Origin of the sequence: Tsukamurella sp. TY48 (assembly GCF_019656655.1) — a bacterium.
Classification (GTDB): Bacteria; Actinomycetota; Actinomycetes; order Mycobacteriales; family Mycobacteriaceae; genus Tsukamurella; species Tsukamurella strandjordii.
Genome location: NZ_BPMV01000001.1, coordinates 1,705,998 through 1,726,331, shown reverse-complemented (window position 1 = coordinate 1,726,331; position 20,334 = coordinate 1,705,998). Strand labels below are relative to the sequence as shown.

Annotated in this window: 25 protein-coding genes; 14 read left to right on the top strand and 11 right to left on the bottom strand. The window is 69.7% G+C overall.

Going from position 1 to position 20,334, the window contains the following annotated elements:
* Positions 1-41: 41 nt before the first annotated feature.
* Positions 42-557 (bottom strand): DUF937 domain-containing protein, encoded by a 516-nt coding sequence (locus tag TTY48_RS08395; protein ID WP_220657063.1) that lies wholly within the window; start codon positions 555-557, stop codon positions 42-44.
* Between the two features lie 212 nt (positions 558-769).
* Here TTY48_RS08395 and TTY48_RS08390 point away from each other — a divergent pair, with 212 nt between their 5' ends.
* Positions 770-910 carry a hypothetical protein gene (locus TTY48_RS08390; RefSeq protein ID WP_220657062.1) on the top strand — a complete coding sequence of 47 codons (141 nt, stop codon included), beginning with the start codon at positions 770-772 and terminating at the stop codon, positions 908-910.
* On the opposite strand, the gene TTY48_RS08385 is transcribed toward TTY48_RS08390, so the two are convergent.
* Positions 907-1,740 carry an alpha/beta fold hydrolase gene (locus TTY48_RS08385; RefSeq protein WP_220657061.1) on the bottom strand — a complete coding sequence of 278 codons (834 nt, stop codon included), beginning with the start codon at positions 1,738-1,740 and terminating at the stop codon, positions 907-909. The two genes, TTY48_RS08390 and TTY48_RS08385, sit on opposite strands and share 4 nt — an antisense overlap.
* A gap of 32 nt (positions 1,741-1,772) precedes the next feature.
* Here TTY48_RS08385 and TTY48_RS08380 point away from each other — a divergent pair, with 32 nt between their 5' ends.
* Both TTY48_RS08380 and TTY48_RS08375 read left to right on the top strand, forming a co-directional pair.
* Complete coding sequence (locus tag TTY48_RS08380; protein ID WP_344185447.1) at positions 1,773-1,994, top strand: RNA-binding S4 domain-containing protein; 222 nt, start codon at positions 1,773-1,775, stop codon at positions 1,992-1,994.
* Positions 1,995-2,055: 61 nt separating this feature from the next.
* Entirely contained in the window at positions 2,056-2,823 is a 768-nt protein-coding gene (locus TTY48_RS08375; RefSeq protein ID WP_220657060.1) for an isochorismatase family protein, read from the top strand.
* Here TTY48_RS08375 and rraA read toward each other — a convergent pair whose 3' ends face one another.
* Positions 2,824-3,315, bottom strand: a complete 492-nt coding sequence (gene rraA, locus TTY48_RS08370) for a ribonuclease E activity regulator RraA (RefSeq protein WP_220657059.1) — start codon at positions 3,313-3,315, stop codon at positions 2,824-2,826.
* A gap of 140 nt (positions 3,316-3,455) precedes the next feature.
* Here rraA and TTY48_RS08365 point away from each other — a divergent pair, with 140 nt between their 5' ends.
* The 3 genes from TTY48_RS08365 to TTY48_RS08355 all read left to right on the top strand — a co-directional run bounded on the left by TTY48_RS08365 (position 3,456) and on the right by TTY48_RS08355 (position 7,028).
* Positions 3,456-5,006 carry a succinic semialdehyde dehydrogenase gene (locus TTY48_RS08365; RefSeq protein WP_220657058.1) on the top strand — a complete coding sequence of 517 codons (1,551 nt, stop codon included), beginning with the start codon at positions 3,456-3,458 and terminating at the stop codon, positions 5,004-5,006.
* 85 nt (positions 5,007-5,091) lie between these two features.
* Positions 5,092-6,435: an MFS transporter gene (locus tag TTY48_RS08360; RefSeq protein WP_220657057.1), complete on the top strand. Its 1,344-nt coding sequence runs from the start codon at positions 5,092-5,094 to the stop codon at positions 6,433-6,435.
* Positions 6,436-6,476: 41 nt separating this feature from the next.
* Entirely contained in the window at positions 6,477-7,028 is a 552-nt protein-coding gene (locus tag TTY48_RS08355) for a hypothetical protein (RefSeq protein ID WP_220657056.1), read from the top strand.
* On the opposite strand, the gene TTY48_RS08350 is transcribed toward TTY48_RS08355, so the two are convergent.
* Both TTY48_RS08350 and TTY48_RS08345 read right to left on the bottom strand, forming a co-directional pair.
* Positions 6,982-7,923, bottom strand: a complete 942-nt coding sequence (locus TTY48_RS08350; RefSeq protein WP_220657055.1) for an SGNH/GDSL hydrolase family protein — start codon at positions 7,921-7,923, stop codon at positions 6,982-6,984. The two genes, TTY48_RS08355 and TTY48_RS08350, sit on opposite strands and share 47 nt — an antisense overlap.
* A gap of 37 nt (positions 7,924-7,960) precedes the next feature.
* The gene (locus tag TTY48_RS08345; protein WP_220657054.1) at positions 7,961-8,656 is read right to left on the bottom strand and encodes a DUF6474 family protein; all 696 of its coding nucleotides are present in this window, start codon (positions 8,654-8,656) and stop codon (positions 7,961-7,963) included.
* A 96-nt stretch (positions 8,657-8,752) separates the two neighbouring features.
* On the opposite strand from TTY48_RS08345, the gene TTY48_RS08340 reads away from it, so the two are divergent.
* Entirely contained in the window at positions 8,753-10,306 is a 1,554-nt protein-coding gene (locus TTY48_RS08340) for a TM0106 family RecB-like putative nuclease (protein ID WP_220657053.1), read from the top strand.
* Positions 10,307-10,331: 25 nt separating this feature from the next.
* Here the strand turns inward: TTY48_RS08340 and TTY48_RS08335 are convergent, their stop codons facing one another.
* Positions 10,332-11,390 (bottom strand): hypothetical protein, encoded by a 1,059-nt coding sequence (locus tag TTY48_RS08335; protein ID WP_220657052.1) that lies wholly within the window; start codon positions 11,388-11,390, stop codon positions 10,332-10,334.
* A gap of 192 nt (positions 11,391-11,582) precedes the next feature.
* On the opposite strand from TTY48_RS08335, the gene TTY48_RS08330 reads away from it, so the two are divergent.
* From TTY48_RS08330 to TTY48_RS08320, 3 genes are all read left to right on the top strand, one after another.
* Positions 11,583-12,068 carry a helix-turn-helix transcriptional regulator gene (locus tag TTY48_RS08330; protein ID WP_013124830.1) on the top strand — a complete coding sequence of 162 codons (486 nt, stop codon included), beginning with the start codon at positions 11,583-11,585 and terminating at the stop codon, positions 12,066-12,068.
* A gap of 63 nt (positions 12,069-12,131) precedes the next feature.
* Positions 12,132-12,638, top strand: a complete 507-nt coding sequence (locus TTY48_RS08325; RefSeq protein WP_220657051.1) for a hypothetical protein — start codon at positions 12,132-12,134, stop codon at positions 12,636-12,638.
* On the top strand, positions 12,629-13,741 hold the full coding sequence (locus TTY48_RS08320; protein WP_220657050.1) for an MAB_1171c family putative transporter: 1,113 nt from the start codon (positions 12,629-12,631) through the stop codon (positions 13,739-13,741). Before TTY48_RS08325 ends, TTY48_RS08320 begins: the two co-directional genes overlap by 10 nt.
* Here the strand turns inward: TTY48_RS08320 and TTY48_RS08315 are convergent, their stop codons facing one another.
* From TTY48_RS08315 to TTY48_RS08305, 3 genes are all read right to left on the bottom strand, one after another.
* Positions 13,742-14,500, bottom strand: coding sequence for an SDR family NAD(P)-dependent oxidoreductase (locus TTY48_RS08315; protein ID WP_220657049.1), 759 nt, complete (start codon positions 14,498-14,500; stop codon positions 13,742-13,744).
* 56 nt (positions 14,501-14,556) lie between these two features.
* Positions 14,557-15,264 carry a TMEM165/GDT1 family protein gene (locus tag TTY48_RS08310; RefSeq protein WP_220657048.1) on the bottom strand — a complete coding sequence of 236 codons (708 nt, stop codon included), beginning with the start codon at positions 15,262-15,264 and terminating at the stop codon, positions 14,557-14,559.
* Between the two features lie 328 nt (positions 15,265-15,592).
* Entirely contained in the window at positions 15,593-16,060 is a 468-nt protein-coding gene (locus TTY48_RS08305; RefSeq protein WP_220657047.1) for a hypothetical protein, read from the bottom strand.
* A gap of 285 nt (positions 16,061-16,345) precedes the next feature.
* Between TTY48_RS08305 and TTY48_RS08300 the strand changes: the two genes are divergently transcribed.
* Complete coding sequence (locus tag TTY48_RS08300) at positions 16,346-17,188, top strand: hypothetical protein (protein WP_220657046.1); 843 nt, start codon at positions 16,346-16,348, stop codon at positions 17,186-17,188.
* Positions 17,189-17,343: 155 nt separating this feature from the next.
* Here TTY48_RS08300 and TTY48_RS08295 read toward each other — a convergent pair whose 3' ends face one another.
* Positions 17,344-17,946 (bottom strand): superoxide dismutase, encoded by a 603-nt coding sequence (locus tag TTY48_RS08295; RefSeq protein WP_220657045.1) that lies wholly within the window; start codon positions 17,944-17,946, stop codon positions 17,344-17,346.
* A gap of 137 nt (positions 17,947-18,083) precedes the next feature.
* Positions 18,084-18,224: a hypothetical protein gene (locus tag TTY48_RS08290; protein ID WP_220657044.1), complete on the bottom strand. Its 141-nt coding sequence runs from the start codon at positions 18,222-18,224 to the stop codon at positions 18,084-18,086.
* A 281-nt stretch (positions 18,225-18,505) separates the two neighbouring features.
* Between TTY48_RS08290 and TTY48_RS08285 the strand changes: the two genes are divergently transcribed.
* From TTY48_RS08285 to TTY48_RS08275, 3 genes are read left to right on the top strand one after another with little or no spacing between them, the layout of a single operon-like run.
* Positions 18,506-18,904, top strand: a complete 399-nt coding sequence (locus tag TTY48_RS08285; protein ID WP_220657043.1) for a hypothetical protein — start codon at positions 18,506-18,508, stop codon at positions 18,902-18,904.
* Between the two features lie 16 nt (positions 18,905-18,920).
* Positions 18,921-19,340 (top strand): DUF2752 domain-containing protein, encoded by a 420-nt coding sequence (locus TTY48_RS08280; RefSeq protein ID WP_220657042.1) that lies wholly within the window; start codon positions 18,921-18,923, stop codon positions 19,338-19,340.
* 34 nt (positions 19,341-19,374) lie between these two features.
* Positions 19,375-20,295 (top strand): S49 family peptidase, encoded by a 921-nt coding sequence (locus tag TTY48_RS08275; protein WP_220657041.1) that lies wholly within the window; start codon positions 19,375-19,377, stop codon positions 20,293-20,295.
* Positions 20,296-20,334 lie beyond the last annotated feature (39 nt).

Genomic DNA, 20,334 nt, shown 5'->3' with positions numbered 1-20,334 from the left:
GCCGGTACCCCGCGGGGTACCGGCCTTCGTCGTGCGTGGGGCTACTTGCGGTTCAGCAGTCCGCCCAGGATGCCGCCGAGCACGTTGCCCGCGGCATTGCCGGCGTTGCCGGAGGTGTTGCCCCCGCCGATCATGTTGCCCAGGATGCTGCCGAGCAGATCGCCGTTGCCCGCGGGGGCCTGCTGCTGCTGCGGCTGCGCGGCGGTGCCGCCGGAGAGCTTCTTCATCACGAAGCTGATCACGATCGGAGCCAGGATCGGCAGCAGCTGCTTGACCAGATCGTTGGTGACGCCCGACGAGAGCGGAGCCGCAGCGGCGGCGGCCACATCGTCGGTCTTATCGCCGAACAGGCTGGACACGATCTGCTGGCCGTTGCCGTTGTCGGCGGCCTGCGCGAGATCGGTCGGGGCCTCGGTGGTGTCCTGCGCCTGCAGGCCGGCCAGCAGCGTCGGCACCGTCTGGTTGACGGCCTCCGAGGCGACGTCCTGCGAGACGCCGAGCTGAGCCGCGATATCGGCGAGCGGGATGGACTTGAGCAGATCGTCAAGATCGGACACGGTACTCCTCGAGAGATGTGCGAACGCAACAATGGGACGGAACCCGCTCAGCCTAACCGTGCGTGCGGCGCAGGTCCCGAGAAGGATCCCGGCCCGTGGCTGTAACGGCTGTCACGAACGGGGAGTGACCACTGGACGCTCCCCGCATCAGGCAATACACTATCTGTAACCAACCGTTCCGCATCGACAGACACGATCTTCGGAGATTCGCAGTGAAGCAGCACCGCCGCCCCGTCAACCTGGGAACCCGGACGATCTACCGACTGCGGAACCTGCGCAAGCGCAGCCTCCTCGCCGAAGACGGCGAGCGGCTGGTCACGCCCGCGGAACTGCGCCTGCTCGGCGTCGGCTAGGCCGGAGTCGAGTCCAGGATCAGCGCCGCCACCTGCGCGGGCTGCTCCACCATCACGTGGTGCCCGCTGGGTGCGATCACGGCGAACCGGGCGTGCAACCGGTCCGCGAAGCCGCGCTGCTGCCGGAGCCACGACGCCGCCCACGGGGTGGGCTTACCGGTGTACGCCGCCCCGACCGTGACCGGCATGCCGGCCCGCAACGGGTACCGCTGCCGAACGTCCACCAATTCGTGCGCGATCACGGGGTACTGACCGTTCTCCAGGAGTGCGGCGCGCAGGTACTTCTCCGACGACAGGATCTCCGCGTGCTCTTCGGGCGGCTCCGAATCGACGAACAGGCGGTGCATCGTCGGGGCGATCCGGTTCAGTCCGGCGGCCGCGGCGACATCGGCCGACTTGAGCACGAGGTCCTCGCGGAGGTTGCCCGGGAGTACCCAGCGGGGTGACTCCTCGACGCTGCCGTCCAGGATCACCAGGCCCGCGGCCCGCTGCGGGTGTTCGCGGGCGAAGGCCTCCACGTAGAAGCTGGCCATCGAGTGGCCGCACAGGACGGCGGAGTCGATTCCCAAGGCGTCCACCAGGTCCCGTATCCGGGTGACCTCGGAGTCGATCGTGGGTACCTCGCCCTCGGGCCACGGATCGGAGAGGCCGTAGCCCGGCCGGTCGAAGCGCACCACCGTGCGGCCCGAGGTCAGCAGCTCGGTGCAGGCGTCCCAGTCGAACCAGTTGCCGGCCAGGCCCGACGACAGCACGACCGGCGGCCCGGTGACGGGGCCGATCGGATCGTCGACCACCACGTGGGTGCGGACACCGGCGAGCGTGAGGAACACCTTGCCGAGAGTAGTCCGGCATGATGGCAGGCGTGACGGACGCAATCGACGTGGAGATCTCCGACGAGGTGATCCGCCTGGGGCAGTTCCTCAAGCTCGCGGGTCTGATCGACTCTGGTGCCGAGGCCAAGGGTGTGATCGCCGACGGCGAGGTGACCGTGAACGGCGAGGTCGACACCCGTCGCGGCCGGCAGCTCGCCGTCGGCGATGTGGTCGAGGTGTTCGGGCGATCCGCCCGGGTCGCGCGGGGGTAGCGGAGCGCCGAGTGTGAAGCACGCGGATGCGGGCCGGACGGCGCGGTCCTAGCATCGCGCCATGACGTCACAACCCGGCCCTGATCGCGACGCACCCGGCCCCGACCGGTCGCTGGGCAGGCGGCATTTCCTCCGCACCGCGGCACTGGGCGCGGCCGTCGGTGCGGTCGGGGTGGCGGCCGCGGGGCAGGCCGGATCCGCCGGGGCGGCGGTGGCACCGCCGGGCTCCGTGTCCTATCGGATCGGTGAGATCCCGATACCGAAGAACAAGGTGGCGTGGCGGGTGGATCCACGTCGCGCCGCCCTACTGGTCCACGATGTGCAGCTCTACTTCACCCGGATCTTCGCCGAGCCCACGAAGCAGGAACTGCTGCGCAATGCCGCACGGGTTCAGCAGTGGGCCAGGAGCAATCAGGTCCCCGTCGCGTACTCGGCGCAGCGCGGGGGAGCTACCCGGGAACAACGCGGCCTGATCTACGACTTCTCCGGGGCCGGAATGAGCTCGGACGAATCCGACCGCGGCATCGAGCCCGCCGTGGCGCCGCGCCCGGGGGAGCGCGTCCTCACCAAACACAAACTGTCCGAATACTTCCGGTCGGACCTCCTGGAGTACCTGCGGTCGCAGGGGCGCGATCAACTCATCCTGGTCGGTGTCTACGCGAACACCGGCGTCCTACTCACCGCTGCGGATTCGGTGCAGAACGACATCCAGGCCTTCGTGGTGGGCGACGCCGTCGCCGATCAGACCCCGAACGGGCACCGCGACGGTCTGGCCTGGGTGGCGGCCCGCGCAGGCAGCGTCGTCACCACCGCCGCGATCAGCGGCTGACTACCGCAGGACGATGCCGTCGTCGTCGCTGAACAGCACATCGCCCGGGTGGAAGGTGACGCCGCCGAAGGTGAGCGGCACATCCCGCTCGCCGGCACCGGTCTTGGTGGACTTGCGCGGGTTGGTGCCCAGCGCCTTCACGCCGATGTCGAGGGTGCCGATCACCGCGGCGTCCCGGATCGCGCCGTAGGCCACGATGCCGGCCCAGCCGTTGCCACGGCCCAGTTCGGCGATGATGTCGCCCACGAGTGCGGTGTGCAGCGAGGGCACCCCGTTCTCGTCGGAACCGTCGATCACCAGCACGCGGCCCTCGCCGGGCTCGCCCAGAATCGACTTGAGCAGCGCGTTGTCCTGGAAGCACTTCACCGTGACCACCTCGCCCGCGAACGCGCGGCGAGCGCCGAACTGACGGAACTGGGTGTCGCAGCTGCGCACGTCCTCCCCGATCTCGTCGACGAGGTCCGCGGTGGGGGTGAACTGAACATGGCTCATGGCGCGATCCTATCGACGTTCACGATGTCGGCCTCAGCGCGGTGACGCGGCAGGATTGTGTCGCGTGCGGACGGAGGGCCCGAAATCGTGAACCGGTCGCGCTATTGAGGCACCGTCAACAAGCGGGTAATCTGGCCGTCATGCCAGCACCCACCCAGGCCACGTTCGACCGTCTTCGCGCCCTCTCGGCGATCGACCACCCCGACCAGCGCGAATCGCGCGATGTGCTCGAGGCGTTCTCCGGGGAGAAGATCACCACCATCCCCGTGGGCACGGTCGAGGACGTCGAGCTGGCCTTCACCCGCGCCCGCCTGGCCCAGAAGCAGTGGGCCGCGCGCAGCGCGAAGGACCGCGCCAAGGTGCTGCTGAAGTTCGCCGACCTGGTCAACGAGCGCCGCGCCGACCTGATGGACATGGCCCAGTTGGAGACCGGCAAGGCCCGCCAGTACGCCCAGGAGGAGACCCTGGACGTGGCGATGACCGCCCGCTGGTACGGCAAGAACGCGCCGAAGCTGCTGGAGCAGAAGAACACCGCCGGCATGCTCCCGGTGTTCACCAACACCCGCGTGCGCTACCAGCCCAAGGGCGTGGTCGGCGTGATCGCGCCGTGGAACTACCCGCTGACCCTGGCCGTCTCCGACGGTGTCGCGGCGCTGGCCGCCGGCAACGCGGTGGTGCTCAAGCCCGACAGCCAGACCCCGTACTGCGCCCTCGCCGCCGTCGAGCTGCTGTACGAGGCCGGCCTCCCGCGCGACCTGTTCGCCGTGGTCCCCGGCCCCGGTGGCATCGTGGGCACCGCGATCGTCGAGCGCGCCGACTACCTCATGTTCACCGGCTCCTCGGCCACCGGCGCCACCCTGGCCGAGCAGTGCGGTAAGCGCCTGATCGGCTTCTCCGCCGAGCTCGGCGGCAAGAACCCCATGGTGGTCACCAAGGACGCCGACATCGCGCACACGGCCGACGGTGCCGCCCGCGCCGCCTTCTCCAACTCGGGCCAGCTGTGCATCTCGATCGAGCGGATCTACGTCGAGCGGGAGATCGCCGACGAGTTCGCCCGCGCCTTCGCCGAGCGCACCGCCAACCTGGCGCTGGGCGCCGGCTACGACTTCACCAACGAGATGGGCTCGCTGGCCAGCAAGTCGCAGATCGACACCGTGACCGCGCACGTCGACGATGCCGTCGCCAAGGGCGCCACCGTGCTCGCCGGCGGCAAGGCCCGGCCCGACCTCGGCCCGTTCTTCTACGAGCCGACGGTGCTCAAGAACGTTCCCGAGGAGGCCGTCTGCTACGCCTCCGAGACCTTCGGCCCCGTCGTCTCGATCTACCCCGTCGACTCGGTCGACGAGGCGATCGCCCGCGCCAACGACACCGAGTACGGCCTCAACGCCAGCGTCTTCGCCGGCACCACCAAGCAGGCCCAGGAGATCGCCGAGCAGATCAACGCCGGCACCGTGAACATCAACGAGGGCTACGCCGCCGCGTGGGGCTCCACCGCCGCGCCGATGGGCGGCATGGGCATCTCGGGCGTTGGCCGCCGGCACGGCGCCGAGGGCCTGCTCAAGTACTGCGAGTCGAAGACCATCGCGCAGCAGCGGATCATCGGCATCGGCGGGATCAAGGGCGTTCCGCGCACCGTCTTCCTCTCCGTGGTCCCCCCGATCATCAAGGCCCTCAAGTTCATCGGTCGCTGACCACCCCGACTGACCACCGTTACCGCGACGCCGACCTGAGGTTTTCGCCGCGGTAACGGTGTTCGATCGGGCAGTATCCCGGGGTATGGCGAACGAGCAGGTCCGGGCGGGTTCCGAGGAGTTGCGCCGCCGCACCCTCCGTAAGGTGGCGCGGCGGCTGATCCCCTTCCTCGCGGTGCTCTACTTCGTCAACTACCTGGACCGCACCAACATCGGCTTCGCCGGGCCGAACGGCATGAACGAGGACCTGGGGCTCACCCAGGCCATGTTCGGACTCGCCTCGGGCCTGTTCTTCATCGGCTACCTGCTGCTGGAAGTGCCGTCCAACCTGGCGCTGCACCGGTTCGGCGCACGTCGCTGGATCGCCCGCATCCTGGTCACCTGGGGCGCCGTCGCCGCGGCGATGGCCTTCGTTCCCAACCACGAGTGGCTGTACGCGCTGCGGATCCTGCTCGGCATCGCCGAGGCGGGCTTCTTCCCCGGGATCATCCTGTACCTCACCTTCTGGTTCCCCCAGGCCGAGCGGGCCAAGGCGGTCGCCTACTTCATGGTGGCCATCCCGCTGTCGACGGTCTTCGGGGCGCCCCTCTCGGCCTTCCTGATCGACCGCGGACACGAGCTGCTCGGCGGTATGGCCGGCTGGCGGTTCATGTTCCTGGTGGAGGGCATCCCGGCGATGATCCTGGGTGTGGTGTGCTGGTTCTACCTCACCGACCGGCCGAAGGACGCCCGCTGGCTGGCCCCCGACGAACGCGAGTGGCTGCGCACCGAGATGGAACGGGAGGAAGCGCAGACCGCATCCAGATTCCATGTACCGCTGCGCACGTCGCTGACGAAGCCGCGAGTGTGGGCACTGGCCTTCGTGTACTTCGGCATCGTCTACGGGCTCTACGCCATCAGCTTCTTCCTGCCGACGATCATCAAGGGCTTCCAGCAACGGTTCGCCGTGAAGTACTCGATCTACGAGGTCGGCCTGCTCACCGCGGTGCCCTGGGCCTTCGCGGCCGTCTTCATGGTGCTCTGGGCCCGGCACAGCGACCGGACCGGCGAGCGCGTGTGGCACGTGGTGATCCCCATGCTGCTCTCCGCGGGCGCGATCCCGCTCACGGTGATGGCCGGATCGCCGTATCTCGCCATGGCGCTGGTGGCCGTGTTCGCCTGCGGGATCGCCGGCTCCCTCGCGACCTTCTGGACCCTGCCCACCGCCTTCCTCAGCGGCACCGCCGCGGCGGCCGGTGTGGCCCTGATCAACTCGATCGGCAACTCCGCGGGCTTCTTCGGCCCGTACATCACCGGATTCCTCGCCGATCGCACCGGAACCCAGAACGCCGGGATGTGGGCCATCGCCGCCGTGATGGCCGCGGCGGCGGTCCTGGTACTGATCCTGGGGGCGGTGCCGAAACAGGACGCCGGGACGCCGCCCGCGTAAAAGCCGTTGCGCCCCGCCCGGTCCCGACCGATCCTGGATACATGGACGTCACCTTCATCAAACGCGCGTCGGGCTACGACGTGCGGGTGCGTCGGGACCGCGGCCCGGAACTCGCTCCGCGCGGAGGCCCGGGCGCCAGCCCGACGGTGCCGCACGACGCCGCGCACCTGCTGGTGGAGATCGAGGCCGGGCTGCGCGGCGGCGTCTTCGGCCGGCTCGCCGACGCGAACGGTCTCGACGGCCTGTTCTGGCCCGCGGACCCGGCGCAACGCCGGGCCGCGAGCCGCAAACGCAAGCAGCCCACCGCAGCCCAGTCCGCGGATATGGCGCGCTCGGAGTACCTCGCCTCGCTCACCGTCGCCCTGTGGGAGGTGGAGCGCGGGCACCGTGCGCCCGATGCCGCGTGGCCCGGGGCCCTTGGTGACGCCGATATCGCCGCGGACCTGCGGGAGCGGATCTTCGCCCGCTACGACGACTTCGCGGCGCGGTGGCGCGCCCTGCGGGACGGCGGCGAGCTCACCGTCGCCTGGCCCGGACCGGGCGCGGTCAGCGGGGACCGACGGCGGGACCGGAAGCCCGCACGGCGCGGGTGACCGCCGCCGCCACCGCCTCGCCCTCCTCGGGGAACGGGTGCATCCCGGCGGCCCGCGGCACGTCGGTGACGCCGTTGATCCACGGGCGGGTGCTGCACACCTCGTGGCCCCGCGAGGCGGGCTCCATGTCGATGTACTCGACCCGCTCGGTGATCGCGGCGCGCTGCACGGCCCGGTTGAGCCGCTCCGTGAGGATGCTCCGCATCCAGCCGATGCTGGCACTGTGGAACGGGGCGATCGCCCCGCACGTGCGATCGGCGGCGAACACCGCCGGATAGCCCACCACCAGGATCCGGGCCTGTGGCGACCGATCGCGTACCGCGCGGATGATCCGCTGGTTGGCCGCCGTGATCCGCGCCAGCCGGTCGTCGATGGCACCGTCGGAGAGTTCCGCCGGACGGGAGGCCTGATCGAAGGTGCAGCGCGGGGCCGCCGCGTGCGGCACGCTCGCGCATGCGCGCAGGATGGTCGAGTAGAGGGAGCCGTCGTTCCCGCCCAGCGACACCGTCACCAGCCGGGTCTGCGGGACGATGCCGTCGAGCTGCGCGGGCGCGTCGTAGTACCCGGTCTTCGCGTCACCGGCGCGCTGGCTGGCGAAGGCGTCATCGGTATCGGCGCCACCACAGGTGTTGTCGCGCAACTGCTCCCGCGGGATCCCGAGCGCATCGGAGACCAGCTTCGGGTAGTTGCGCACGGACCGGCCGCACGAGCGCTCCTGCTGCGAGCCGCCCACCGTCGCATCGGCCGGCAGGGACGAGTACGAATCGCCCAGCGCCACGTAGACGGGCGGCGGCGGGGCCGCGTTCGCCGGGACGGCGAGGCCCGCCGCGCAGGTGGCCGCGACAGCCGCGCCCAGACCGAGGAGGGAAGTCCGTACGCGCATCGTCGAAGCCACCCGACGACGGTAACGCCCCCGCGGGCGCCCCGCAGTGCTAGGAGCTGATGCCGAGGCGGTTGAGCAGATCGGCGTCGATGCCGTCGAGCTCGCGGGCGATCGCCTGATGCGCCGGACGGCGCCGCGCCGGCGGCATCGCCTCGGACGCGGTGATCGCGGCCGACAAATCGTCGAGTCGCTGGGCGACCGCGGCGACGAAGGCCTTGGTCTCGGCATCCGGATGCGCGGACGCCAACTGGTCCAGGGAGCGACGGGACGCGGCCACCCGCGCGGCGAGGCCGCCGCCGAAGCCGGCGAACTGGGCCACCTCGTCCACCGGCACACCGAGCCGGGTGGCGCGTGCCGAATCGAGCTTGTTGCGGCCGGCCTGCGCGGCGCGGTACGCCAGCGGCACCACCACGGGCGCGAGCAGGCGCGCGGTGGAGACGTAGCGCTTGAGGCGGGCCTCCGAGAGCAGCTTGCCGTCGACCGCGGCGCGGGCATTGGTCTCGGCGATCTTGAGGTTGAGCTTGTCCGACTTACCCTGCATCCGCGCGATCACCTTCGCGCGTGCCACATCGGACTTCTGCGCGCCGCGCTCGGACTTCACGGCGTTCTTCGCCGAGCGCTTCGCGCTCCTGGCATCGTTCTTCGCGGCCAGCTTCGCCTCGAGCCGCGCCTTCGACTTGAGCGCCTTGGCCTGCGCCTTCCGCTCCGCGCGCGAGGACTTCGCCTTCTTGCCGAACAAACCCATCAGTGCACGTCCTTATAGGTCAGTACTGCTTTCGCCTACAGCATTGCACAGCGTCCGCGTCGTGGTTGTCAGTGCCGCCCGCGATAATGCAATGCAGTGGACATCGACGAGCACATCACGGCACCACCGGTGAGCGCCAGGGCGCTCACCGGATGCCGTCACCGCCTGGCACTCGACGCGCGGGCACCGCTCGCCGATCCCGACCCCTCCATGGCGCTGCGCGTGGAGGCCGCGGCGGTCTTCCGCGCCTCGGTACGCGACCGGCTGGCCGCCGCCGCCGACCTCACGGTGATCGAGCCCGGCGAGGGCGCCGTGACCCGCACGCTGGCGGCGATGGACTCCGGTGCGGAGCGGATCTGGGGCGGCGTCCTGCCCACCGCACACGGCCGCCGCGGGCACAGCGAGCTGCTGATCCGCGTGCGGGACGGCTACCTGCCGGTGATCGTGGTCAATCACAAGGTCTCGGACCCGGGCTCCGGCGCGCTGACCACGCCGCTGGACCGGTGGTCACCGTCGCCGGACGAGACGGTCCGGGCGCGCCAGCACCGGGGCGACCAGATGCGGCTGGCGCACCTGACCCGGATGCTGCAGGACGCGGGCCACGCCTCGACGTCGCTGTCCGGCGGGTCGCTCGGGATCGGCGGTGAGCGGATCGTGGTGCACGATGTGGCGCCGCTGCTGGCCGCCTACGACGAACGCTTCGCGGACCGCCGGGACGTGCTGGCGGGCACCGTGGAGACCGAACCGGTGCGGGTGGCCGAGTGCCGGCGCTGCCCGTGGTGGCCGCAGTGCGAGGCGACGCTCGCCGCGCGGCGGGACGTGAGCCTGGTGGCCGACGGTCGCTCGGCGCCCGGGCTGCGCGAGGCCGGCATCGTCACGGTGGATCAACTGGCCGAGTACACCGGCCCGCAGCCGGAGGACGTGCCCGCGTCGATCGCCGATCTGCGCGCGATGGCCAGGGCCTGGCGCGATGGCCAGGTGCTGGTGCGGCGCCGCCCGGAGGTGAAGGTACGCCGCGCCGATGTCGAGGTGGACGTCGATATGGAGAGCTACCAGGAGTACGGCGCCTACCTCTGGGGCACCTGGCTGCGCCGCGACGGGGTCGAACTGGGATACCGCCCGTTCGTCACCTGGGAGCCGGTGCCCACCACCGACGAGGGGCGTTCCTTCGCCGAGTTCTGGGCCTATCTGATGGACCGCCGGGCGGAGGCACATGCGGCGGGGAAAACCTTTGCGGCGTACTGCTATTCGCAGCAGGCGGAGAACAAGTGGCTGCTCTCCTCCGCCGATCGGTTCGCGGGTGCCCCGGGCGTCCCCAGCCGCGCCGCCGTCGCCGAGTTCATCGCCTCACCGGAGTGGGTGGACATGTTCGACGCCGTGGGCGATGCCTTCCTCTCGCTGGAGGGGCGCGGCCTGAAGAAGGTGGCGCCGGTGGCCGGATTCCATTGGCGCGATGCGGAAGCCGGGGGAGAGGCGTCGATGCTGTGGTACCGCGTGGGCGTCGGGATGGACGCCGGCCACGACGAGGCGGAGCGCGCCGCGCAGCGGCAACGGATCCTGGAGTACAACGAAGACGATGTGCGGGCCACCGCGGCCCTGCGCGCGTTCATGTCCAGTGAAGCGGTGAACGCGCTACCCGTGGTCGACTAGCGGAACGGCGCTGCGGCGCAGCGGATCAGGCCTGGGCCTGGCGCAGGTGGGCGCGGCGGAGCGCATCCACGAAGGTGCTGCTCCCCAGGAGGGCGATACCGCCCAGCACCGCGAACAGCGCAGGCGAGAGCTGCCGGGCCGTCTCGGTGGCCACGGGCGTCACCCGCTGGGCGGAGGAGTAGGCCGCGGTGAGGAGCGTGGGCTCGCTGCGCTTGTCGTCCTTGCCGGACGGTGCCGCATCGTTGCCGGCGTCCTTATCGGACGCGCCGTCACCGGCGGCGGGGGTGCCGAACTGTACCGGCTGGGGACCCGCGGCGCGCGGACCAGCCGCGACGATCACGGGCGGCAGGAGAACCGGAACCGCGGGGACGGCGACCACGGGCGGCACGACGGGTGCCGCCGCGGGCGCGCCGGCCGACGGTGCGGGGGCGGCGTCGCGGCCGCCCGGTGCGGTGGCGGGTGCCGGATTGCCGTTGCGGACGCCCGCACCGCTCGCGGTGGCGCCGCCCTCGCGGACGCCGACGCCCTGGGGTTCGGGGTTGCCCGAGCGGATTCCGGCGCCCTGTGCGGCGGGGCTGCCCCCTCCCGAGCTCGGGGTCTCGATCGATGCGCCGCCCGCGGGACCGGTGGCGGCACCCGTGGAGCCGCCGGTGGATCCGGAGCCCGATCCGGCGGACGAGCCGCCGCCCAGGATGCCTCCGATGATCTGGCCGATGCCGGGCAGGCCGTGCTTGTCCTTGTCGTCCTTGCCCTTGCCGCCCTGGTCTTTGTCGTCCTTGCCCTTGCCGCCCTGGTCCTTGTCGTCCTTGTTCTTGTCGCCCTTGTCCTTGCCGTCGTTCTTCGACGAGCCGGTGGCGTCCTTGTTCGAGTCCTTGATGGAGAACTCCGCAGAGGTGCCGCCGGACGAGGTGCCGCGCAGGGTGTTGCCGTCGGAGGACGACTCGACGGACGAGGAACCGCTGGAAGACGAGGAGGAGCCGGAATCGGGCTCGGCGAAGGCCGGCGCCGCGGAAATGGTGCCCACGGCGAGCGAGACGATCACGGCGGCACGCAGACGTGCCGAGAGGTGCGTTGGAGCGGACACGCTACCCCTTCCGTTGTATCTGCGCGCGCGTAGGTAACAATACATCACGAGCGCTGCGGACTGATAGTCGATCCCAAAGGGGATGTACCTATTGGCAAACTACGCTATAGTGTGAGGAAGCTTGGACGTCGTGCAATACCGCACTCGGCGGACAGGTGGCAGGTCGTGCCGAAGAGAGAGGGATGGCACAAAGTGGACGCAGGTAACACTAAGTACGACAGCGAGGCTCTGGTCGGCCAGGGTCTGTTCGCGAGTCGGCTCGAGGAGCTGTTCCGTACGGTGCCCGGCCCGAACGGCCGCGCGTTCACCGCGAAGGCCATCGCGCAGCGGTCGACCGCTCTCGGCTTCCGCCTGGGTGAGTCGTACCTGAGCCAGCTCCGGTCCGGCAAGGCGAAGTCGCCGTCGTTCCGCACCGTCGAGGGGATCTCCGCGGCGTTCGGCGTGGACGTGCACTACTTCCTCGAGGACGAGGCCGCACAGCGCACCCGTGACCAGATTCACCTCATGCGGCTGCAGGCCGACACCAAGGTGCAGATGGCCGCGTTCCGCCTGGCAGGGCTCTCGCCCGACTCGGTGAACATGGTCAACGAGCTCATCAAGGTGCTGCGGGTGCAGCAGGGCTTGCCCGCGGACCCGCCCGAGCTTCCCGTAGACTCGCGCGAAGCTGAGGGTCAGTAACCACACCGGAGTCCGATCCGGAGCGGACGCCGCCCCTCATGCGTCGATCGACGGAGGAGGGGCGTGCGTACCGCAAAGGCACTTCGTCGTCTCTGTGAGCGCGAGGTGCGCAGTCTCGACCTCGACCTGCCGTTCGACGCTGTGCAGCTCTGCGAGAAGTACGGACGGCGCCGAGGCCGCGACATCCTCGTGATCAGCCAGCCGCTGCCTGTTGGGATGCCCAACGGGTTGTGGCTCGTGGGCGACGATGCCGATTACTTCTTCTATCAGGCCAACACCTCGCGCACCCACCGTGACCAGATCATCATCCACGAGTTCGGTCACCTCATCGCGGGCCACCAGCACGTCTCCGCCGCCGGCGACGATGCGGCCACGATGCCGCCCGACGAGGCCGCGGCCGCGCTGCACCGCACCTGCTACGACGACGAGAACGAGTGGGAGGCCGAGATGATCGCCTCCATCATCCTCGGCTGGGCCGCACAGGCCGGCGCCACAGCGGGCCGCACCGCCAAACACGACAGCCTGCGCGGTATCCAGCGCGCGTTGGGAGGCCACTCCCGGTGGCTGTGAAGCTCGTCAACGTACTGGGCGTCGCATTCTTCACCATCGTGTTGTGCTGGCGCATCGATCGTCTGTACCGGTCCAAGGCCGGTGTCCAGGCGGTGGCCGTCACCGTGGCCATCGCCGCGCTCACCGTGGCCGTCCTGCTGCTCGGCTCGCCCCTCGCGACCACCGTCGACGGCAGCCTCTGGAAGGGCGCGTCCCGGCTCGGCGGATACGTGGGCCTCGCGCTCGGCGTGGCCGCCCTGGCGGTGGCCTTCTTCTACGGCCCCACCGAGAGCGCCCGGCAGAAGCGTGCGGGCATGGAGGCCATCCCGCTGCTCGCCGCCGTGATCGGGCTGTCCGTGGCGATGACGGCGACCCCGCCCTCGATGCGGGACGCGTCCCTGGACTCACTCACCGTGCAGGAGTTGGGTTTCGCGGTCTTCTTCGCCATCGCCGGCGCCTACCTGATGTACGGCCTCGCCGACTGCGTCCTCTCGCTCACCCGGCTGATGCCCTTCGCCGACGGCTACCTCGTGACCTCGCTGCGGATGATGGCGGCCGGTCTCGGGCTCACCGCCCTCGGCTCGCTGACCCAGGTGGTCTTCGTGGTCACCAGCGTGCTGCAACTGGTCTCCTGGCCGGCCCTGCTCACCGTCTCGCAGGTGTGCACCGGCATCGGCATCCTGCTCTTCGTGCTCGGCCTGAGCTACCCCGGCGTACGGGGCTTCTTCATGGAGCTCAAGTACCGCAAGCGGCACCGCGAGGACTACAAGCGCCTCGCGCCGCTCTGGGAGCTACTCACCACGGCGGTCCCCGAGGTGGTGCTCGACGCCGGGCGCGCCGGGCGTGATCCGCACGTGCGGTTCCAGCGCCGCGTGGTCGAGATCCGCGATGTGCTGGTGCAATTGAGCCCGTACCTGCCCGACGACTTCGGCGACGGTACGCCGGAGGAGAACGTGCACAACCTGCTCGTCGCCATCGACCTGCGCGCCGAGGCGGGCGGGGCCCCGGCACCGTCGGCCATGGTGCTGCCGCCCGAGGGCACTTCGATAGACGACGACGCCGCCCCGCTCCTCGTCCTCTCGGACGCGGTCAGGGCGACGCCGGCGGATGAACTGCAGATCTAGTTAGCGCGGAGCCATCCGGAGCGCACCGTCCATGCGGATGGTCTCGCCGTTGATGTAATCGTGCTCCGAGAGGAAGTAGGCCAGCTGGGCGTACTCCTCCGGCTCACCCAGGCGCGACGGGAACGGGATGCCCGCCTCGAGGGTCTGCTTGAACTCCGGGGTCACGCCGGCGAGCATCGGGGTGTTGATGGTGCCCGGGGCGATCGTGTTCACGCGGATGCCGAACTGCGCCAGGTCGCGCGCCGCGGTGATGGTCATCGCGTGCACGCCGCCCTTGGAGGCGGTGTAGGCGATCTGGCCGATCTGGCCCTCGAAGGCCGCCACGGAGGCGGTGTTCACGATGAGGCCGCGGGAGCCCTGTGCATCGGCGGTCTCCTGCTTGCTCATCTGATCGGCGGCCAGGCGCATCACGTTGAACGTGCCCACCAGGTTGATGTTGATGACGGTCTGGAACAGGTCCAGCGCGTGCGGGCCGTTCTTGGACAGGATGCGGCCGGCCCAGCCGACACCGGCGCAGTTCACGGCCACGCGCAGCGGGCCCGCCTTGACGGCCTCGGCGATGGCGTTGTTGACCTCGTCCTCCTTGGTCACGTCCGTCGGCACGAGGTGCACGTTCTCGACGGGGGTGGCCTTGTCGATCGAGGGCTGCAGGTCGAGGCCGAAGACGGTGGCGCCGGCCTCGGCGAAGCGCTTGGCGGTGGCGGCACCGAGGCCCGAAGCGCCGCCGGTGACGATGACGGAGGAGCCGGAGACGTCCATGGCTCGATTCCCTTCTGTATGGCGCCGCCGACTCGGAACGTGGGGCGCGACACACCTCACACTAGTGAATCGGCGTTCTTCACCTGAGCCGGGTCGGCGAGACGGCTCCGGTGCGCCCGGCGCACCACGAACAAGCCGCCCAGCACCGTGACCGCGACGATCGCACCCGTCACGATCCGGGCCACACCGTCGAGCTCCGGCCAGGCCTCGAACAGCAGCCAGCCACCGAAGGCGAAGAAGAGGATCGTGGCGCCGATCGCGACGGCGCGCTCGGGCAGCTTCGAGCCGAGAACCGCGCCGACGGCGATCGCCAGGGCGTCCGCGGCCACCATGCCGACGGTGGAGCCGAGCCACACGCCGAACCAGTTGTACTGCGTGGTGAGGGTGACGGTGGCCAGCATCGTCTTATCGCCCAGCTCGGCCAGGAAGAAGGCGGAGGTGACCGCGAGGAAGACCGAGCGGGTGACGCGATCGGCGGTGGTGGACTCGTCGTCGGACAGCGCGTCGCCGCGCCAGGTCCAGAAGGCGAAGACCAGCATCGAGATACCCGCGATCGCGGTGATCAGCTGGGTGGGGATGCTGGACCCCAGCGCGTAACCGATTCCCACCGAGGCGATGTGGACCACGGCGGTCGACAGCGTGATGCCGGCGAGCACGATCCACCATTTGAACTTGGCGGCGAAGGTCATCGCCATGAGTTGCGATTTATCGCCGAGCTCCGCGACGAAGACCACGGCGAAACTGACCAGCAATGCGTTGAGCACGGTGGAACCTCCCGAAAAGACCTGTGCCACACGGATCCGACGATCGGACCGCGCAATGGCACAAAGGTCTCGCCCACCGGCGCGCCGCCGGCGCGAGGTCTCGCGCAGCGACTCGGGTGTCTCCGGTTCGCGGGCCGGGCGGATTCGCCAGTATGTCGACCACGCGATTGGGGGCTACTCCCCTTCGTGCGATTCCCAGAATAGTCGCCGATTCGCGAATCGACAAGCCCTGCTTAAGTTTTGGAAACCGCAAGGGGTTATTGGCGAGGCCTGTGCGGAGGTTTCGGCTACCCGGAAAACTACTGCTCGGGCGGCCTGTCCGCCGAGGTCACTGTCCGGCGGGATCGCCGCCGACATCGGTGATCAGCCAGCCGCGGTTCTTGTCCAGGGTGATGACGTACTGGGTGGTCATAGTGCGCCCCTGCGGCGCATCCGTGTTCGTGACGTGCACGTTGATGAAGCACTTCGCGCGCCAGACACCGTTGCCCAGGTCCTGGGTCTCGGCGCCGGCGAAGCGGCCGGTCGAGACCCACTGCAGCGGCTGCAGCACCTGGTTCATCGCCCCCACGGTGTGGTCGTACTTCGCGGACAGTTCGGGCGAGACGCCCTGCTTGAGGCGCTGCTGCCACGAGCGCAGGTCGCGGTAGTCGAACGTCGATGCGCCCACCGCGTACTGCTCGCAGGCGATGCGGCGCACCGTCTGCGCATCGCCGGGGTCGGCGATCGCGGGCGCGGCGGACCCGAGTGCAACGGCCGCGGTCGCGGCGGCGGTGAGGACGATCGCGGTGCGAGACATGAGAGACCTTTCCGGGATGACGTATTGATTCCTCACGATAGCGAACCATCGTGGACCGGTGCCTCCCGCTCCCGTTGTGTTCTCTCGCTCCCGCTGTTTCGGGAGCGAGAGAACGAAACGGGAGCGGGGAGGCGTACCTGTCAGGCCCCGGTGGCACCATCGCGGCAGGCGACCTTGGGGGAGGTTCGACGATGCCGGACGATGCGGTGCCGGGGTATCGGCACAGGCGGGAACTACTCGCCGTGGGAATGCGCGACAGTGAGATCCGTGCGGCGGTCCACCGGCGTGAGCTCACGCGAAGTGTGGGCGGGTGCGTATCACCGAGGGGACGCGCTCGCGCCATGGCGGGAGTTCGCGGTCACGGTTCGCGCGGCGGCCGACCGCACTTCGCGCCGGTTGGTGCTGAGCCACGCCGCGGCCGCCGCGCTGCACGGCATGCAGATCCTCAACAACGATTGGCGGACTGTCGATTTCACCGGTACGGGATCTCGGGGCGGATCCGTCCGGGGAAACCGGCGGGTGCACCTGCGAAGGCTCGATGCCCACGATGTCTGCGAGATCGACGGCTACGCGGTGACCACTCTCGCGCGCACCGCGCTCGATCTCGCCCTCGCGGGCACCTTCGAGCAGGCGGTGTGCGCTCTGGATGCGGCGCTGCGGGCCGGTGCTTCGATGGGGGAGCTGGAGGCGGCCGCGGACCGTCTGGGGCGGCGTCGCGGAACGGCGACCTTGCGGGCCGCGTTGCCGGAGGCCACTGCGCTCGCGGAGTCGGTGGGCGAATCGCTGAGCCGGGCCCTGATGCTCCGGTGGCCGGAGATCCCGCGCCCCACGCTGCAGTTCGAGCTGTTCGGCCCGGCGGGCAACCTGGTGGCGCGCACTGATTTCCTGTGGTCGCACCTGGTGGTCGGCGAGTTCGACGGGCGGGTGAAGCTGAGCACCTCCGAGGCGGACCACCAGCTCACCCGGGACAACCTGCTCGTGGAGAACGGTCTCTCGCCGCACCACTGGCGCTGGCTGGAATGCCGCGAGCCGGACCGACTCCGGAATCGACTGCACGCGGCGCTCGGTCCGCGGGGTCTGCTCCTCTCGCGGCGCCTTCCCGCTCCCGTTTCGACATCCCGCTCCTGATGCATCGGGGGCGCGACGAGGAAACGGGAGCGGGAGCGGAAATCAGGTGGGGAGCCAGGGCGCCGGGCCGGACGGTGCGGCGCACCGTCGACACGCCGAAGCCCCGCCGCGAGGGTGCGCGGGCGGGGCTTCGGACGAGGGCTGCGAGCGGGCTGTCAGGCCTTCGCGGCGGCGTAGCGGGCCGCCACGTCGTCCCAGTTCACAACGTTCCACCAGGCCTTGACGTAATCGGCCTTGACGTTCTTGTACTGGAGGTAGAAGGCGTGCTCCCACATGTCCAGCATGAGCAGCGGGGTGAGGTTGATCGAGATGTTGCCCTGCTGATCGGTGAGCTGCTGGATCACGAGGCGCTGACCGATGTGGTCGTACGCCAGCACCGACCAGCCGGAGCCCTGCAGCGAGTTCGCGACGGCGGTGAAGTGCGCCTGGAACTTGTCGAAGCCGCCGAAGTACTCGTCGATGGCCGCGGCGAGATCGCCGACCGGCTTGTCGCCACCGTTGGGCGACAGGTTCTTCCAGAAGATCGAGTGGTTGGTGTGGCCACCCAGGTGGAAGGCGAGGTTCTTCGAGAGCAGCGGCGCCTTGGTGGCGATGGAGCCGTCCTCGCGAGCCTCGGCGAGCTGCTCGAGGGCGGCGTTGGCGCCGGCGACGTAGGCGGCGTGGTGCTTGCTGTGGTGCAGCTCCATGATCTCGCCCGAGATGTGCGGCTCCAGCGCACTGTAGTCATAGTCGAGATCCGGCAGAGTGTAGACGGCCACGGCATTCCCTTCTGTTGCGGGAGCGATCGCCCCCTCGGTGATCCTTCGGTACCGCTCCAGCCTTTCTTATCTGGAATGGTTCCGCAATAAGGACGGACGAATGCGCATCAAGCGCAGTTGAGGTTCGGCGGCGACGGTCAGCGCAGGACGAGAATGAGCACCAGCGCGAGCGCCAGGACGGCCACGGTGATGCTGGTGCGCGTGAGCGACCGGGAGAAATGGACGGTGGTGCAGCGTGCGGAGGAGGTCGCGTGCGAGTGCTCGTGCTCGACAGTCATTCCTCCGCCTCTCCCAGCCCGAGGGCTGTGAATCCCGTCACAGCGTGTGATGTCGACCACCATAGCCGACCTACTCGCGAGTAGGAAATCCGTCGATGCCCACTGGGGTGTGAGTGGCATATGTCTGAAGTTTGTTGTTCACCTATGCTCGTGTGACGAACTAGACGGAGAAGTGGTTTACACCTCCCAACCTGGGATGCGACGAAATGTAGCGATAGAAACGACCTGAATCTCTATCGGAAAAGCTTGGAATCCGGGCCTTCGAGCCGGATCATGGTGGCATGACCGAATACAGCATCGGGGTGCGCGAGCCGTCGCCCCACGCTGGTCGGGCGCACCGTATTCGAACCCTCGTCGGCGGTCGTCAGACCCGCACCGACATCGTGGTGGCGATCACCCTCCTCGCCGTCTCGGTCGGCGCGACCCTCGCGAACCTGTACCTCACCGTGCAGGCGCTCCCGTCCTTCCGGGAATGCGCCGCGATGGCCTGCACCTACGGCCCCCGGTTCGACGTCTTCGCGATCACCTTCGTGGTCTCGCTGCTGGTGGGAACCACCTTCGGTGCGCACGCGGTGCTCAACCTGCTGAACCGTCGCAATGCCTGGGGCTACGCGCTCCTGGACGCCCTGGTCTCGGTGGGCAGCCTCGTGATCGGCCTGATCTGGGTCTCCGCGTTCTGACGCTAGCCTGGAGCGCATGACGGCAAGCAGCAGTCCCGCCGACGGTCGCCTGCGCGCCGCCGCCGCGCCGCTGCTGACCGCCTCCGGTGTGGGCGGGCTGGTCCTCGCACTGCATCTGCGCGACCCGCACGTCCAGAACAGCTGGGGCGTGTGTCCGCTGTACGCGGTCACCGGTCTCTACTGTCCGGGCTGCGGCGGCCTGCGCGCCGTCAACGATCTGACCAACTTCGATTTCGCCGCGGCCTTCTCCTCGAATCTGCTGATCTACCCCATCGTCGTTCTCCTGGTGTGGCTGTGGGCGCAGTGGCTGGGGAACCGGGTGGGCTTCCGGGTCCCCTCGCTGCCGAGGAACAAATGGCTGTGGATCGGGCTCGGGGCGCTCGCCGCGGTGTGGACGGTGGCCCGCAACTTCCCGGGATCACCGTTCGCGCCCTGAGAGCGACCGCCGTACAGGCGCTACCTTCGAGGGTATGAGTGCACTCGTCACGGAACTGCAGGACGCGGCCAAGGCCGCCAGCCATCGGGTGCGCACCGCGCTCGGCCAGGCCGGCGGGGTGGTCCCCGTCGTCCGCCTGGAGGGCCCGATCGCCGCACCCGCCATGTCGGGCGGGCTCAGCAGCCGCGGCGTGCTCAACCTGGCCGGCGTCGAGACGGTGCTGCGCAAGGCTTTCGAGACCGACGATGCGGTGGCCGTGGCCCTCGCCCTCAACAGCCCCGGCGGCTCGCCCGCCCAGTCCGAGCTGATCGGCGCCCGCATCCGCCAGCTCGCGGCCAAGCACGACCTGCCCGTGCTCGCCTTCTGCGAGGACGTGGCCGCCTCGGGCGGGTACTGGCTGGCCTGCGCCGCCGACGAGATCTTCGTGACCAGCACCTCGATCGTCGGCTCGATCGGCGTCATCTCGGCGGGCTTCGGCGCCAAGGAGCTCATCGAGAAGATCGGCCTGGAGCGGCGCGTCTTCACCGCGGGCGAGTCCAAGCACCGCCTCGACATGTTCGAGGACGTCCGCGAAGCCGATGTGGAGTGGCTGCACGGCGTGCAGGGCGATATCCACACGGCCTTCCGCGGTTGGGTCACCGACCGCCGCGGCGCCAAGCTCGGCGACGATCCGCGGCTCTTCACCGGTGAGGTGTGGATCGGCGAGAAGGCCGTGGACCTGGGGCTGGCCGACGGTGTCGGCACCCTGCGCGGTGTGCTCGCCGAGCGCTACCCGGACGCCGAGGTCGAGACCATGCACACGCCGAAGCCCCTGCTCGCGCGCCTGCTCAGCGGCGGGACCTCCATCGCCGACGGCGGGCTGGCCGGGGCCGCGGCCTCCCTCACGACCGGCGTGCTCGACGGTGCGCTGTCCGGCCTGCAGCGGCGGGGCCTGTGGGCGAGTTACGGTTCGTGATTCCACACGCTCCACAGGGGGCGGAATCCGCGCTGGTGA

Bases quoted from the DNA above. Each gene is read 5' to 3' on its own strand.
- TTY48_RS08375 (WP_220657060.1), top strand. From the start codon at position 2,056: ATGACGTCACAACCCGGCCCTGATCGCGACGCACCCGGCCCCGACCGG.
- rraA (WP_220657059.1), bottom strand. From the start codon at position 3,315: ATGAGCCATGTTCAGTTCACCCCCACCGCGGACCTCGTCGACGAGATC.
- TTY48_RS08365 (WP_220657058.1), top strand. From the start codon at position 3,456: ATGCCAGCACCCACCCAGGCCACGTTCGACCGTCTTCGCGCCCTCTCG.
- TTY48_RS08360 (WP_220657057.1), top strand. From the start codon at position 5,092: ATGGCGAACGAGCAGGTCCGGGCGGGTTCCGAGGAGTTGCGCCGCCGC.
- TTY48_RS08355 (WP_220657056.1), top strand. From the start codon at position 6,477: ATGGACGTCACCTTCATCAAACGCGCGTCGGGCTACGACGTGCGGGTG.
- TTY48_RS08345 (WP_220657054.1), bottom strand. From the start codon at position 8,656: ATGGGTTTGTTCGGCAAGAAGGCGAAGTCCTCGCGCGCGGAGCGGAAG.
- TTY48_RS08315 (WP_220657049.1), bottom strand. From the start codon at position 14,500: ATGGACGTCTCCGGCTCCTCCGTCATCGTCACCGGCGGCGCTTCGGGC.
- TTY48_RS08305 (WP_220657047.1), bottom strand. From the start codon at position 16,060: ATGTCTCGCACCGCGATCGTCCTCACCGCCGCCGCGACCGCGGCCGTT.
- TTY48_RS08290 (WP_220657044.1), bottom strand. From the start codon at position 18,224: ATGACTGTCGAGCACGAGCACTCGCACGCGACCTCCTCCGCACGCTGC.
- TTY48_RS08285 (WP_220657043.1), top strand. From the start codon at position 18,506: ATGACCGAATACAGCATCGGGGTGCGCGAGCCGTCGCCCCACGCTGGT.
- TTY48_RS08280 (WP_220657042.1), top strand. From the start codon at position 18,921: ATGACGGCAAGCAGCAGTCCCGCCGACGGTCGCCTGCGCGCCGCCGCC.
- TTY48_RS08275 (WP_220657041.1), top strand. From the start codon at position 19,375: ATGAGTGCACTCGTCACGGAACTGCAGGACGCGGCCAAGGCCGCCAGC.